The following is a 14,084-nucleotide window of genomic DNA, read 5'->3' on the forward strand; positions in this document are numbered from 1 at the left end:
GTTCCTTTCCCGGACACTTCCGGACCTTCCTCGCGTGGGGAAGTGGTCGTGGCCGTGACCGGGGCGGTGGGCACGACCCGCGGTCGGGGCCGTGCGATCTCAGCGACCCCGGGCGGGGACACGGGCCTTCAAGAGCATCTCCTCGTACTCCTCCTCGGGGTCCGAGTCCAAGACGATGGCCCCGCCCGCCCCGATGGTCAGCTCCCCGCCGGCGCGTACGGCCGTGCGGATGACGATGCTCAGGTCCGCCTCGCCGGAGTGCGACACGTACCCGAGCGCCCCCGAGTACACCCCGCGCGCCGAGGACTCCAACCGGTCGATGATCTCCATGGTGCGCAGCTTGGGCGCACCGGTCATCGAACCACCGGGGAAGCACGCGCGCACCGCCGCCATCGTCGACACCTCGGGGCGCAACCGACCTCGGATCGTGGAGACGAGCTGGTGCACACTGGCGTGGGACTCGGTGTACATGAAGGCCGGCACCCGCACCGAACCCACCTCGCACACCCGCCCCAGGTCGTTGCGGAGCAGGTCCACGATCATGAGGTTCTCGGCCCGGGTCTTGGTTCCGGTGCGCAGCTCCTCGGCCTCGCGCGCGTCGAGGACCGGGTCCTCGTGGCGCGGCGCGGTGCCCTTGATGGGTCGGCTCTCGGCCACGCGTTCGGGGTCCACGCGCAGGAAACGCTCGGGTGAGGCGCTGAGCACGGTCACCTCCCCCAGACGCAGGAACGCCGCGTAGGGGGCGGGGTTGGCCGCGCGGAGTCTTCGGTAGAAGTCCAGGTCCTCACCCTGGTCGGGCAGGCGGACCCGGTTGGTCAGGCAGATCTCGTAGCTCTCGCCCTGGGTGAGGTGGGCCAGGCACGTCTTGACGTCGTCGACGTATCCGGCGCGAGGGCGTTCCAACAGCGCGGGCAGGTCCACGGGGGCGGCGGCCGGGGCGGGTTCGGTCAGGTGGGGAAGGTCGAACAGCGCCGCGCGGGTCTCCTCCACCCAGGAACGGGCGTCGGGTGCCCCGTCGGCGCACACCACGTAGCTGCGTCCTCGATGGTGGTCGACGGCCACGAAACGATCGCAGCGCATCCACACCGCGTCCGGGGTGGTGGAGGTGCGCACGCGCTCTCCCCCGGTGTCGGCCTTGAGTTCGTAGCCCAGGTAGCCCACGTAGCCGCCGGTGAAATCGAAGGGAAGCCCGTGCGGGAACGGGGCGGCGCCGGTGCGTCGCTCCAAGGCGTCGAACACGGTGCCCGGCTCGGTGCGCACCCCTGCGGCGTCGCGTACCCGTACACCCTCCTGGCCCACGTCGTAGGTGAGCACCTCGGCGGTGGGGCCCTGGGCCGCGCCCAGGAAGGAGAACCGGGCCGGACCCTCGGGTCGGGAGCTGTCCAACCAGAACGCGTACTCGGCGTCGGCGTACAGGTGGGCGAAGGCGTGCTCGGTGTCGACCGCGTGGTCGAGTTCGGCCACCACGGGTTCGGGGACCGGCGTCGGCCCTCGCGCTCCGCGTGCGGGCTCCGCTCGCGGTGCGACAGGGGCGCGCAGGCGTGTGTGCGGACGCAGGTGCGGGCGGGCCAGGTCCAGGAAGTTGGCCATCAGCTCCGCGCCGTGTTCACCGGCCACCGACTCGGGGTGGAACTGCACCCCCCACCGCGGCAGTTCGCGGTGTTCCAACCCCATGACCACGCCGTCCTCGGCCCGGGCGGTGACCCTCAACGTGTTCGGCAGGGGCTCGGGCACGACCAAGGAGTGGTAGCGCACCGCGGTGAAGTCCTGCGGGATGCCGGCGAAGAGCCGGTCGCCGGTGTGCCGGACCCGACTGAGGTGACCGTGACGGGGTTGGGGGGCCGAGACCACCGAAGCCCCCGCCAGGTGGGCGATGGCCTGGTGCCCCAGACACACCCCCAACACCGGTAGATGGGTACGTGTCAGCAGTTCGGGGACCCGTCCCAGGTCACGGGAGGTCTGGGGGCGCCCGGGGCCGGGTGAGACGACCACCGCGTCCACCGAGTCCGGGTCGAAATCCGCCCAGGCGGGATCGTCGTTGGTCAACACCAACGGCTCCTCGCCCAGAACACGGGCCAGGAGCTGGAAGACGTTGAAGGTGTAGGAGTCATGGTTATCCACGAGGAGGACGCGCATCCCGCCCTTTCGTTCTCGGCCGGCACGGCCAGGTTGCGACATTCCAGGTTACGGCGGCCCGTGTCCACCCGTGCGCGCCGGTTGTCCACAGATCCGGACCGACCCCTGGTGCGTCGGCCTTGGCCGGGGTAGACAGAAGGAAGAGGATGAGGGGCGTCGTCCCTCGTGCGGACAAGGGAGTGGCATATGGCCGTCTTCACCGCGATGATCATGATCCTGATCGTCCTGCCGCTGGCATTCTTCTTCGTGCTCACCATCGGAGAGGTCGGGCGGGGCACTGAACAACAGCGCACCCGGCGGGCCGCACAGGCGCGTCCGGGCCCGCCCGCGCCACCACCCTTGGACGGCGCCGAACGGGAACTACGGTTGCGCTACGCCAGAGGCGAGATCGACCGGGAGGAGTTCTTGCAGCGCAAGATCGACCTGGAGCGATGAGGACCGACCCACCGCGAAAACGATTGACACTCGCCGGAGGGTGGGTAGGGTACAACCGTCCTGTCGTCGACGAATGAGGTGGACGTTGCGCATCTGAGGTTCGCGATCATCACGCGGTACGGCCCTTGGCCGCACTCTTGGCGTGGTTGCAACCTCGGTGCATGTGCCGTCCCCTGCTCCACAGGACCACTTTCACCTTCTGCCCGGCCGTAGGCCGCGTGGTGCTCGCATACGAAGCCCTTTTCCACAACGCTTCCGACTGCGAGAAAACACCATGTCTCAACCCGTCACCTCCGACGTCTCGGTGGCCTGCTCCGATCTGACCTTCGGCTGGCCGGAGGGCACGACCGTCTTCGACGGGCTGTCCCTGTCCACGGGCCGAGGACGCATCGGCCTGGTCGGCGCCAACGGTTCGGGCAAGTCCACCCTGCTCAAGCTCCTGGCCGGGCAGCTGCGCCCGGCCCGTGGTTCGGTGACCGTCCACGGACGCTTGGCCTACCTACCGCAGAACATCACGCTCGACACCGAACCGACCGTCGATCACGCCCTGGGCATCGCCGACAAACGCACCGCCCTCCAAGCCATCGAGTCCGGTGACGCCTCCGAGATCAACTTCGAGGTCATCGGCGACGACTGGGACGTGGAGGAACGCGCACTGGCGACCCTGGGAACGCTGGGGCTGGACGGTATCGGCCTGGACCGCACCGTGGGCGAACTCTCCGGTGGGGAGACCGTCCTGCTGCGTCTGGCCGCACTGCTCATGCAGCGCCCCGACGTGCTGCTGCTGGACGAGCCCACCAACAACCTCGACCTGTTCGCCCGCCGACGCCTGTACGAGGCCGTGGACTCCTGGCGCTCGGGCACCCTGATCGTGGTCAGCCACGACCTGGATCTACTGGACCGCGTGGACCGCACCGCCGAACTGCGCAAGGGCGAGATCACCTGGTACGGCGGCGGCTGGTCGGCCTACCAGGAAGCTCTGGGCATCCAGCAGGAGGCCGCCGAACGGACCCTGCGCGCCGCCGAGTCCGACGTGCGCAAACAGAAGAAGGAACTGGCCCAGACCCAGATCAAGCTGGCCCGACGTCAACGCACCGCGAAGAAGGCCGCCGCGGAGAAGGGAATCCCCAAGATCGTCCAAGGCGCACTGAAGCGGTCCGCTCAGGAATCGGCGGGAAAACTCAAGGGATTGCACGAGGACCGGCTCCACGAGGCGCGCGAACGCAAAGAGGAGGCCGCCGACGCGGTACGCGATGACGCCGAGATCAAGGTGGAGCTGCCGCACACCGCCGTGCCCAACGGGCGAGACGTGGCCCGGGTCAGCGGACTGCGCCCCCGCCACGGCCGGTTGAGCGGAGCGAACCTGCTGGTGAGCGGCCCCGAGCGGATCGCCCTGGTGGGCCGCAACGGTGCGGGCAAGACCTCGTTGTTGCGCACCCTGGCCGGGGAACTCGAACCGGTCGAGGGCGAGGCGAAGGTGCTGGTGCCGCTGCGGTTCCTGCCCCAGCGCCTGGATCTGCTGGACGAGGAACGGTCGGTGGCCGACAACGTCGCCGACGCCGCACCGGGTGTGTCCCGACAGCACGTGCGCGCCCAGTTGGCCAAGTTCCTCTTCCGGGGGGCGCGTGCCGCGCAGCCGGCCGGCACGCTCTCGGGTGGGGAGCGCTTCCGGGCGAGCCTGGCCATGACCATGTTGGCCGCCCCGGCCCCGCAGCTGTTGATGTTGGACGAGCCCACCAACAACCTGGACGTGTCCAGTGTTCGGCAGCTGACCGGTGCCCTGTCCGCCTACGAGGGTGCTCTGTTGGTGGCCTCGCACGACCTGCCGTTCCTGGATGCGGTCGGAATCACCCGCTGGTTGTTCCTGGACGAGGAACTGCGCGAGACCACCGCCGAGCAGGTCCATGACCTGTTGGAGGGCAGGAAGAGCGAACGGGGCTGACCCCCCGGACCCGCGCTCACGCACCCTGCTCAGCATCCCGCTGACCGCCTACGGCCCCCTACCCGAGGGGCTGTTGGAGGGGCGGACCATGTTGGACATCGGCATCCGGGTGCAGGTGTCCGAGCGCACTTTCTGAGAGCGCACGAGGAAGGAGGCCTTCGCCGCTTCGGTGCGGCGAAGGCCTCCTCGTCTTTCCTATCGGGCCTGTTCGAGGATGCCGGGGGTGTCGTGCGCCACGACGCTCTCGGCCAGCGGCACCCGACCCATCCGGTATTCGCTGGAGGGCCCCTTCGGGTCGGCCGATCCGAAGGAGATACCGAACAGCAGTTTCATCTCCTCCTTGACGCCCAGGGAATCGCGCACGGTGTCGGCGTAAAAGCCCAGCATCGTCTGCGGGATACCCGCCAGTCCACGCGCCTCCAACGCGAGCAGGAAGGTCTGTGCGTACATGCCCACGTCAGAGGCCACACGCACCCCATCACCGAACTGTGGCAGGAACAACAGCGCCACGTGAGGAGCGCCGAAGAACTCCAGGTTGCGCAACGAGGCTTCGCGGCGCCCTTCGGTGTCGGAACGCTCCACTCTCAGGGACCCGTAGTAGGCCGCGCCCTGCTCCCGGGCGCGCTGGAGATAAGAACCATCGCCGAAGTCGGCGTAGTCGAAGCTGAAGTCGGGAGAGGTACGACCGGCCCGATCGGCTTCCAGTAGTTCGGCGCTCAGGGCCTGGCGGCGCTCCCCGGAGACGATGTGCACCTGCCAGGGCTGGGTGTTGCAGTTGGAGGGGCCCTTTGGGCGTCTTGGAGCACCGCACGGATATCGGCCGCCGGCACCGGGTCGGGGAGGAAACCCCGGACCGAGCGCCGTGAGCGCACGATGTCGGTGAAGGAGCGGGGACTGTCGGGCACAACGGTTCCTCTCAAGCGGGGTCGTCTCACGCACCCACCACGCAACGCCGAGCCAAGTGGTTCGTGGTGGGTGCGCGGCTACACTAGGACCTGACACCGGTGTCAGGGGCAAATCGGGATGGAGGCCGCTCGTGCGGATCGGAGAGCTGGCCGAGAGGACCGGAGCCAGCGTGCGCTCCCTGCGCTACTACGAGAAGCAGGGCATGCTCTCCAGTCGGCGCAGCGCGAGCGAACAGCGTCACTACGACGAGGCGGCCGTGGACCGTGTACTGCTGATCCGCCAGCTCTTCGCCGTCGGCATGAACAGCAAGACCATCGCCGAACTGCTGCCCCACATCGTGCCCTCCGGGCGGAGCTGCCCGCCCCAGGTACTGCGCCGACTCACCGCCGAACTCGACCGCATCGACGCCCAGGCCGACGCTCTCGCCCGCACACGCCAGACCCTGAACAGCATGGTCGAGGCCACCCGGGAAGCCATGCGCGGCGTCTGAACACCGAGGGGAGGGGAGCCCCGACAGGATCTGGTGCTCTCCCCTCCCCGGAAGCCATGGCATCGGAACACACCGTGCGGACTCGGCTCAGGGCGCGGGTTCTCCCGGGTAGGTGCCGAAGGACCACAGGTTGCCCTCCGGGTCGCTGACCGTGAACTCGCGGGACCCGTAATCGGTCTCGGCCAACGGCCGCACCACCTCGGCGCCCCGTGCGGTCACCCGTGCGTACAGGGCGTCGGGGTCGGTGGTGACGACGTAGGCGCCCATGGTCCCGGGCTCGCGTGTGTACTCACTGCCCGGCCGGTGGCTGCCCAGCATCAGGCCGCCCCTGCCCTCGGGCCAGTTGAGCTGTGCGTGGTGGACGGTCTCGCCTTCGCCGTACCGTGCGGCGACGACGAGACCGAAGGTCTCGACGTAGAAATCGATCAGTTTCGGTGCGTCGGTGGCCTGCAGGGTCACCCAGACGGTGGGATTGGTGTCGTTCATGGCACTCACTCTGCTCCAGGCGTGTGGGCTCCGTCTTGGATGTTTCGGAACTCCCCGGCCGACCAGGCGCCCGGGGACAACCCGGTGAAGCGTACGAACTCCCTGTTCAGGTGGGCCTGGTCGCTGAATCCAGCCTGGGCGGCCACCTGCGCGAACCCGGCCCGTCCGTTTTTTCTGATGCCTTCGGTGATCCTGGCCCGGGCGTGTTCGAAGCGCATCAGTCTGGCCACCGTCTTCGGTGAACGTCCGCACTCGTTGTGGAAGAGGGAGCCCAGGTGGCGTGCGCTGACCCCGACCTGGGGGGCGAGCGCCCCGATCGGGAGACGTCCTCGGGACTGTTCCAACAACGTCCAGGCATGCACGAGTGCGGCGGGTGGAGCGGACGCCTCCAGGTCGCGGTAGCGCCGAACCAGGTGGTGGCGCACCAGTGAGAAAGCCTCGTCCCAGCCTCGGCTCCGTGACAGCCGGTCCAGGACCCGGGCCCCTTGAGGGCCGAGGAACTCCGCCCCGTCGAAGTCGCTCACGTCCAGCCACGCGCTGGGGACACCGAACAGTGCCCGGCAGGCCAACGGGTGCACCGCGAGCTGGACTCCGGCTTGGCCTGGACGCTGTCGAACACGGCTGGCCGCCACGTGCAGTCCGCCGAGGATCACCGGGTTGGGTCGGGCAGCGGACAAAGCGTCCAGGGTGTCCGCGGCCTCCACGCCCTCGTCCAGGCTCAGTATGAACGTCAGCGACGCCGAGGGAAGACCGAGGTGGACCGCGTCGGGCACGTCGAGCCCTCGGTAGCCGACCATCGAGGCGACCCCCGGAGCGCTGTGCGGCGCGGCCATGGCGAAGTCCCAGGCCACAGGCCGTTCTGTGCTGCCCACGACACCCACGCTAACAGTCCGGGGCCCGCTGTTTCGAGCAACGATTCGGGGGTGACCGGTCGCCGGTCACCCCCGAATCGCGCATCTCAGACCAGGCCGCGCGGGTCAGCCCTGCATCTCCTCCAGAGTTTTTCCCTTGGTCTCTTTAACGAATTTGAGCACCAGGAAGAACGAGACCAGTGCGAACCCCGCGTACATCAGGTACGCCCCCGACAGGTTCCAGTCGCGTAGCGATGGGAAGCTGACGGTGACGAGCCAGTTGGCCAGCCACTGGGTGGCGGTGGCCACGCCCATGGCGGCCGCACGGATGCGCAGCGGGAACATCTCCCCCAGCAGCACCCACACCACCACACCCCAGGACAGGGCGAAGAAGAGCACGAACGAGCTCGCCGCGACCAGTGCCATCGCCGCCCACTCGAAGGCGAGGGTGACCTCGTCGCCCTCCACCCGGGCGTTGCTGAAGGCGAAGGCCGCGCTGGCCAGCGCGATGGTCATGCCCGCCGAACCCACCAGCAGCAAGGGTTTACGGCCGATCTTGTCCACCAGCATGATCGCGATCACGGTGCCCACGATGTTGACGATCGAGGTGAACAGGCTCAGCAGAAGGGAGTCGGACTCGGCCACGCCCACCGACTGCCACAGCGAGCTGGAGTAGTAGAAGATGACGTTGATGCCCACCAGCTGTTGGAAGGCGGAGACGGCCATACCGATCCACACGATGGGCAACAGGCCGTAGCGTCCGGTCAGGTCGCGCAGTTTGGGCCGCACCTCCGATCCCAGCGCCTCGCGGATCTCGGTGATGCGCTGGTCGACACGAGCACCACCCTCGACCTCGGCCAGGATCTTGCGAGCCTGGTCGGTCTTGCCGACCCGCACCAGGTATCTGGGCGATTCGGGGATGACCAGGCTCAACCCCAGATAGATCAGGGCGGGCAGTACCTCCACGGCCAGCATCCACTGCCAGGCCTGGATCGGGCCGATCGGGTTGTGGGCGCTGCCGCCCGCCCCGGCGGCGATGGCGTAGTTGATCAGCTGGGAGGAGGCGATGCCCAGCACGATGGCGAGCTGCTGCAGGGAGGCCAGACGTCCACGGTAGGCCGCCGGAGAGACCTCGGCGATGTAGGTGGGCGCGATCACCGAGGCCATGCCGATGGCCACACCGCCCACGATCCGCCACGCGGTCAGGTCCCACACGCTGAAGGGCAGCGCCGAACCGATGGCGCTGATCGCGAAGAGGACACCGGCGATCTGCATGACGCGGATACGGCCGAGGCGGTCGGCGACGTTGCCGGCGACGGCGGCACCCACCACACACCCCAACAACGCGGAGGCGATGGTGAACCCCAGGACCCCCGGACCCACCTGGAAACGGTCCTGGATGGCGTCGACGGCGCCGTTGATGACGGCGCTGTCGTAACCGAACAGGAAACCGCCCATCGCGGCGGCCGCCGCGATCATGGTCACGTGGGCGAGGTTGGCGCCACCGTCCTGGTGGCCGACCCCGCCCGTGCTGGCATGGCTCACTTTGGAGCTCCTTCCCCTGGGCACGCCTGAGAGCCCGTTGGACACCACGTTGCCCAACGGGATCGGGACATGCGAGAGCGCAACGCTGACGTGGCCGAACACGCTCCGATGTTTGGCCTTCAGCAGACTGCGGGGACCTTACTACGCATCCTTGCCATAACTACGCAGAGGGGCGTCTTAACTCACCTAATGGTGATCCCATACGCTGTGTCTCCAAGTGGTGACGGCGTACTGATTCAGAGAAGCCCGTTGACGACCGGCTGCCCGCCCTCTTCGCTGATCAGCAGGACCATGCGGGGCACCGCCAAGACCCGGAAGGGCCCCTTGTCCCCGTAGCGGAGCAGTTCGCCGCGGTCGACGCGCTCGATCTTCGACCCGTCCCAGGGCAGGATCCGAACGGCGTCCCCGTCCACGATGCGCCCACCCGAACGCACCACCACCTCCAACTCCTGCCCGGGCCAGGCGTAGGACCAGGTGGGGACCCCACCCCGAGGGTCCAGGCCCTGAAGACGATCCCCGAAGTGGATCACCGCCCCATGAGCGGTGGGATGGACACCGTGCACAGGGGGATCGACCACGCCGTACCAGGCCAGACGCCGCACCGTGTCCGGGACCGCGGGTACCTCCCCCGCCTCGACCGAGTGGTGCTGTTGGGGCAGGGACCACGCCATGGCGGCCCCCACGACCAGGGCCGAGGAGAACGAAAGGGGAAGGTCTCGCATGAGCGATCACCCTAGGCCGGACCGCGCTCCCTGCTTTCTCGATGGCCGAGTTCGGCCACTACCGGTGTCCTCCCGGACACGCGTGTGGGCGCCGCGCTCTTGCACGGCGCCCACGACCGGGCTTCTCAACCGCGCTGCTGGGCGGGGTCGCCCTGCCAGATCGGCATCTGCTGGTACAGCTGCGCCTGCTCGGCCGCGAGCACGTCGTCCTGGCGGTCGCGCACGCACTTGGCCAGGGTGAACGCGGAGGTGATCACGAAGAGCACGCTCATGCCCAGGAAGGCCCGCATCCACAGGTCGACGGGGAGAAAGATGATTCCGGCGCCGACACCGACGGTGGAGATCGCGAAGGCCAGGATCGACTGGAGGTAGAACTGTGCGGTGGACCGGGGCTGAGGGATCGGTGTGTTCATGTGTCCATGGTGTGCGAACACCCGGCGAGGGGCTTGAGTACACCTACTCAAAACCCGGGCCTCGATCACTCAGCTCGGCTGCTGTGTCCGGTCCGGGACGAAGGCCGACAGGTCCAGGCCCGGGTCCTCCCCCATCGCCAGCCGGGCGGCGACCGTCCCTTGGAACGGACCGAAGGTGAGTCCCTGTGACCCCAGGCCGGTGGCCACCAGCACCCCGGGCAGCCGTTCGGTCGGCCCCAACAGCTGCGCGCCGTCATGGGTGCCCGGACGGAACCCCACCCGGGTCTCGACCACAGTGGACTCCGCCAGATCCGGCAGGACCTCCAGCGCCGTGGACAGATTGCCCAGCAGCCCCGAGGCCGTCACCCGATGGTCGAACCCGGCCTCGGGTTCCCAGGTGCCGCCGGTGACCACCCGATCCGAGGCGGTGGCGCTCACGAAGTAGTCGCGTTCTCCGAACCGCACCACCGGCCAGGCGCGGGTGGTGCGACCGGGAAGGGCGAAGTGCGTCGACTGTCCGCGCACGGGACGCACGCCCACCTCGACCCCGGCCACCGCCAACAGGTCCGCCGACCAGGCCCCGGCCGCGACGATCACCGTGGTCGCCGTCAACTCCTCGGAGCCCACGCGCACGCCCCTCACCCGCTCGCCGTTCCACAGCAGGCGCGCGTCGCCCTTGTAGTAGCGCAGGCCCCGCTCCTCGGCGGCGTGGAACAGGGACGTCCTCGCGGCGTGCCCGTTCACCCGGGCCATGCCTTCGACGTGGACCCCGCCGTATTCGGCCGGCACCAGCGGGAAACGTTCGCGTGGCTCCCCCGGAGCCAGACGTTCCACCCGCCCCATGGTGGCGAACTCCGGGCGCCGCGAGAGGGTGCTGAGCAGCTCGAACCCGGCGTCATCGCCCTCTCGGTCCACCGACAGGCCACCGACCACCTCGAAACCGGGGTCATGGCCGTCCTGGACCAGCTCGGCCATCAACCGTGGGTAGTGCGCGGCCGCTGCGGTCTTGAACCCCTGATCGGCGGGCGAGTCCCAGGGGAAGGGCCAAGGGTGGACGATGCCCGTCCCCGCCGCGGTGGCCTGCCCCGGATGGGAGGCGTCCACCAGTGCCGTGGACACGCCCTTCTTGGTCAGGTGGAACGCCGCACTGGTACCCACGATGCCGCCGCCGACCACGATCACGTCCATGGTCTCCACCCTGCCCCGGCCCCGGGGCCGGCACAAGTCGTTGGACCCGCGTGCCGGTCACCGGATCCGGGTAGGGGCGCGCGATAGGCTGCGGCTCCTCCCAGGAAGCCCGGCCCCCTCGCCCATTTCCTTCGCCGGAGGTCGAATTGGACGGATACACCTACCACGGAGTCGCGCTGACACGGCGTCCCGGACCGCGACTGGCAGACGGGATCGTCACCCACGTCGCCCGTTCGGCGGTGGACCCGGTGCTGGCCGCGCGTCAGTACACGATCTATCAGGAGACGCTGGCCTCGGCGGGCTGGCGGGTCGTCGAGGTGGACACGACACTCGAACATCCGGACTCGGTGTTCGTGGAGGACACCCTGGTGGTGTGCGAGGACCTGGCGGTGGTGACCCGGCCCGGCGCGCTGGAGCGTCGTGGTGAGGTCGAGGGCGCCGAGAAGGCCGCCTGCTCCCTGGGATTGCGGGTGGCCCGGATCGAGGAACCCGCGACCTTGGAGGGCGGGGACGTCCTACAGGTGGGGTCCACCGTCTACGTGGGGGTGGGCGGGCGCACCAATGTCGAGGGCGCCGAGCAGCTCGAACGGCTGCTGGCCCCCTTGGGTCGCAAGGTGTCTCAGGTGTCCTTGGGTCGGGTGCTGCACCTGAAGTCCGCGATGACCGCGCTGCCCGACGGTTCCCTGGTGGGACTGCCCGATCTGGTGGAGACCGCGGGCCTGCCACCGATCCGCCGCGCCCCCGAGGAACCAGGAGCCCACGTGGTGCCCTTGGGTGGGAAGGATGTGCTGGTCAGCGCCGCCGCAGGTGAGACCGTTCGGCTGCTGGCCGCCGACCATTGGCGGGTGCTGCCGGTGGACATCTCCGAGTTCGAGAAGTTGGAGGGCTGCGTGACCTGCCTGAGCGTCCTGGTCCCCGACCGCCCCGAAGGTGCCTCCTAGGCGCGGTCACGGCGGTGGGCGGCGACCCGGGCGCGGGTGGCGCATCGGCGGGAGCAGAACCGTCGTGTGCCACCGTGCGCGGTGTCGACGAACACCCGATCGCACGCGTGCGCGGCGCACACCCCGCCGGGTCGGCGTCGGCGTTCGCTGATCAGACGGACCAGGAACAGGCTGGTGGAGGCCACGAACCACTCGTCCCAGGGTGCCTCGTCGTCACTGTCCACGTGCAGGTGCCAGGGGTGGGTGCCGCCGTGGTCGGAGAGCCGGAGCGGGTGGGTCTCCCTGGCGAGGAGGGCGTTGACGCGTTGGGCGGCCTGGTCCAGGGTCGGGGCGGCCAGGACGTGGCGCAGTTCGACGGCGACCTCGCGCAGGGCACCGACGTCCTCCGAGGTCAGGTCCGGGTCGGTCTCGCCGTGTTCGGCGAACAGGGCGGCGATCCGCCGCACGTCCACGTCCTCCTCGGCCAGGGCGTTGAGCAGGTCGGTGGTGCGTTCGGCCATCGCGCGTGTGGAACCCACCGGGTGCGGTGCTGTGGTCATGCCTCCAAGGTAACGCCCATGATGCGGCCGGCAGTTACTTTGTGCCGTCCTGTGCATGGGTGACCGTTACGCTCTGGTGCGTCGCCGGTGCGGTGCGGCCGTCGCCCGCACCGTCGACGAGGCCGGCGTCGGCCGGTCTGGTCCTACGTGATCTGGCCCAGTACACCGCCGATCACCCGCCCGAAGTGCGCGCGGAGTTCGACGCCTCGCCCTTCGCCGCTCCCGAACAGTTGGCCGCCTACGCCATGAATCCCGGTCTGGCTCTGGCCGGCCAGGCCCTGTTCATGGCCGGGGCGCTCCTGTTGATTCCCGCCTTCGTCGCCCTGGCCCACAAATGCGTGGAACGCTCGCCCCGGCTCGCCATCACGGGTGCCCTCATGCTCCTGATCTGCCTGGTAGCGCGCCTGTACTACGGAGGGGTCGACCAGACCGCTTTTCAGCTGGTCGACGCCATGGGGCTGGAAGCGGCCACCGAGCACGTCCTGGCGGTCTACCAACCCCTCTCCTACGGGCCTTGGCGGGTGCCGGTGATCGCTTCTTCGTTGCAGTATCCGGGCGGTCTCCTGTTGGCCTTGGCCGCCTACCGTGCGGGGGTGTTCGGAACCGGGCGCGCCCTGCTGTTGATACTCTGGGCGACGATCTGGGCCGGGGCGCTCAAGGAGACCGACACCTTCTACGGGCTCACGACCGCGCTGGCGTTGTGCGTGGCCTTCGTTCCGCTGGGGCGCGGATCCTGCTGGACCGCGTGCCCGAACCTCGCGAGCGTCGCCGGTTCCTGAGTTGGTAGAGGACCGTTCCTGACCGCCACTGCCGGCACACTCGTTTCATGAAGTCGACCTCGGCCCGACTGCTCCGACTCCTGTCCCTGCTCCAGACCCGCAAGGACTGGCCCGGCAACGACCTGGCCCAACGTCTGGAGGTGAGTCCACGTACGGTGCGCCGCGACGTGGACCGCCTGCGCGAACTGGGCTACCCCATCCACGCCGCCATGGGCACCGGTGGCGGCTACCAACTCGGTGCCGGGGCCTCCCTGCCCCCGCTGTTGCTGGACGACGACGAGGCCGTCGCGGTCACGGTGGGACTGCGCACCGCCGCCCAGGGCGGGCTGTCGGGGATCGAGGAGACCTCGGTGCGCGCCCTGGCCAAACTGTTGCAGGTGCTTCCCTCCCGGCTGCGCCGCCGGGTGGACGCGCTGGGGGCCTTCACCGTGCCGATGCCCTCCGAGGGACCCACCGTGGACGCCGACGTCCTGGCCCTGGTGGCGGCCACCTGCCGCGACAGCGAACGGTTGCGGTTCGACTACGAGAGCCACCAAGGCGCCCTGAGTCGACGGAACGTGGAGCCGCACCGTCTGGTCTCCCATGGACGACGCTGGTACCTGGTGGCCTGGGACATCACGCGCGAGAACTGGCGCACCTTCCGGGTCGATCGGATGCGCCCCCTGACCCCCACCGGCCCTGTCTCTAATACACATCAGACGCTGCCGACGA

Annotated in this window: 14 protein-coding genes and 1 pseudogene; 6 read left to right on the forward strand and 9 right to left on the reverse strand. The window is 69.1% G+C overall.

Annotation, left to right across the window (positions count from 1 at the left end):
• Positions 1–99: 99 nt before the first annotated feature.
• Positions 100–2,136 (reverse strand): aminodeoxychorismate synthase component I, encoded by a 2,037-nt coding sequence (pabB, locus tag BQ8420_RS05480; RefSeq protein ID WP_087096716.1) that lies wholly within the window; start codon positions 2,134–2,136, stop codon positions 100–102.
• Positions 2,137–2,322: 186 nt separating this feature from the next.
• Here pabB and BQ8420_RS05485 point away from each other — a divergent pair, with 186 nt between their 5' ends.
• Positions 2,323–2,571, forward strand: a complete 249-nt coding sequence (locus tag BQ8420_RS05485) for an SHOCT domain-containing protein (RefSeq protein WP_087096717.1) — start codon at positions 2,323–2,325, stop codon at positions 2,569–2,571.
• A 274-nt stretch (positions 2,572–2,845) separates the two neighbouring features.
• On the forward strand, positions 2,846–4,513 hold the full coding sequence (locus tag BQ8420_RS05490; RefSeq protein WP_087096718.1) for an ABC-F family ATP-binding cassette domain-containing protein: 1,668 nt from the start codon (positions 2,846–2,848) through the stop codon (positions 4,511–4,513).
• Between the two features lie 195 nt (positions 4,514–4,708).
• Here the strand turns inward: BQ8420_RS05490 and BQ8420_RS05495 are convergent.
• A pseudogene (locus tag BQ8420_RS05495) lies at positions 4,709–5,448 on the reverse strand (nitroreductase).
• 101 nt (positions 5,449–5,549) lie between these two features.
• Here BQ8420_RS05495 and BQ8420_RS05500 point away from each other — a divergent pair.
• Positions 5,550–5,909, forward strand: a complete 360-nt coding sequence (locus tag BQ8420_RS05500) for a MerR family transcriptional regulator (RefSeq protein ID WP_087096719.1) — start codon at positions 5,550–5,552, stop codon at positions 5,907–5,909.
• Between the two features lie 87 nt (positions 5,910–5,996).
• On the opposite strand, the gene BQ8420_RS05505 is transcribed toward BQ8420_RS05500, so the two are convergent.
• From BQ8420_RS05505 to BQ8420_RS05530, 6 genes are all read right to left on the reverse strand, one after another.
• Positions 5,997–6,395, reverse strand: coding sequence for a VOC family protein (locus BQ8420_RS05505; RefSeq protein WP_087096720.1), 399 nt, complete (start codon positions 6,393–6,395; stop codon positions 5,997–5,999).
• A 5-nt stretch (positions 6,396–6,400) separates the two neighbouring features.
• Positions 6,401–7,267, reverse strand: coding sequence for a helix-turn-helix domain-containing protein (locus BQ8420_RS05510; RefSeq protein ID WP_235005945.1), 867 nt, complete (start codon positions 7,265–7,267; stop codon positions 6,401–6,403).
• Between the two features lie 105 nt (positions 7,268–7,372).
• Positions 7,373–8,791 (reverse strand): sugar porter family MFS transporter, encoded by a 1,419-nt coding sequence (locus tag BQ8420_RS05515; RefSeq protein ID WP_087096721.1) that lies wholly within the window; start codon positions 8,789–8,791, stop codon positions 7,373–7,375.
• A 236-nt stretch (positions 8,792–9,027) separates the two neighbouring features.
• Complete coding sequence (locus BQ8420_RS05520; RefSeq protein ID WP_087096722.1) at positions 9,028–9,513, reverse strand: hypothetical protein; 486 nt, start codon at positions 9,511–9,513, stop codon at positions 9,028–9,030.
• Between the two features lie 125 nt (positions 9,514–9,638).
• Complete coding sequence (locus tag BQ8420_RS05525) at positions 9,639–9,926, reverse strand: YiaA/YiaB family inner membrane protein (protein ID WP_087096723.1); 288 nt, start codon at positions 9,924–9,926, stop codon at positions 9,639–9,641.
• 69 nt (positions 9,927–9,995) lie between these two features.
• The gene (locus tag BQ8420_RS05530) at positions 9,996–11,114 is read right to left on the reverse strand and encodes an FAD-binding oxidoreductase (protein WP_087096730.1); all 1,119 of its coding nucleotides are present in this window, start codon (positions 11,112–11,114) and stop codon (positions 9,996–9,998) included.
• A 146-nt stretch (positions 11,115–11,260) separates the two neighbouring features.
• Between BQ8420_RS05530 and ddaH the strand changes: the two genes are divergently transcribed.
• Entirely contained in the window at positions 11,261–12,055 is a 795-nt protein-coding gene (ddaH, locus tag BQ8420_RS05535) for a dimethylargininase (protein WP_087096724.1), read from the forward strand.
• Here ddaH and BQ8420_RS05540 read toward each other — a convergent pair.
• Complete coding sequence (locus tag BQ8420_RS05540; RefSeq protein ID WP_200815812.1) at positions 12,052–12,594, reverse strand: CGNR zinc finger domain-containing protein; 543 nt, start codon at positions 12,592–12,594, stop codon at positions 12,052–12,054. The genes ddaH and BQ8420_RS05540 overlap by 4 nt on opposite strands.
• Positions 12,595–12,653: 59 nt before the next feature.
• Here BQ8420_RS05540 and BQ8420_RS05545 point away from each other — a divergent pair, with 59 nt between their 5' ends.
• Positions 12,654–13,373: a hypothetical protein gene (locus BQ8420_RS05545; protein ID WP_143847120.1), complete on the forward strand. Its 720-nt coding sequence runs from the start codon at positions 12,654–12,656 to the stop codon at positions 13,371–13,373.
• Positions 13,374–13,420: 47 nt separating this feature from the next.
• A partial coding sequence (locus BQ8420_RS05550) for a YafY family protein (RefSeq protein ID WP_087096726.1) occupies positions 13,421–14,084 on the forward strand: 664 nt, incomplete at its 3' end.

Source organism: Nocardiopsis sp. JB363 (assembly GCF_900143625.1).
Taxonomy (GTDB): Bacteria; Actinomycetota; Actinomycetes; order Streptosporangiales; family Streptosporangiaceae; genus Nocardiopsis.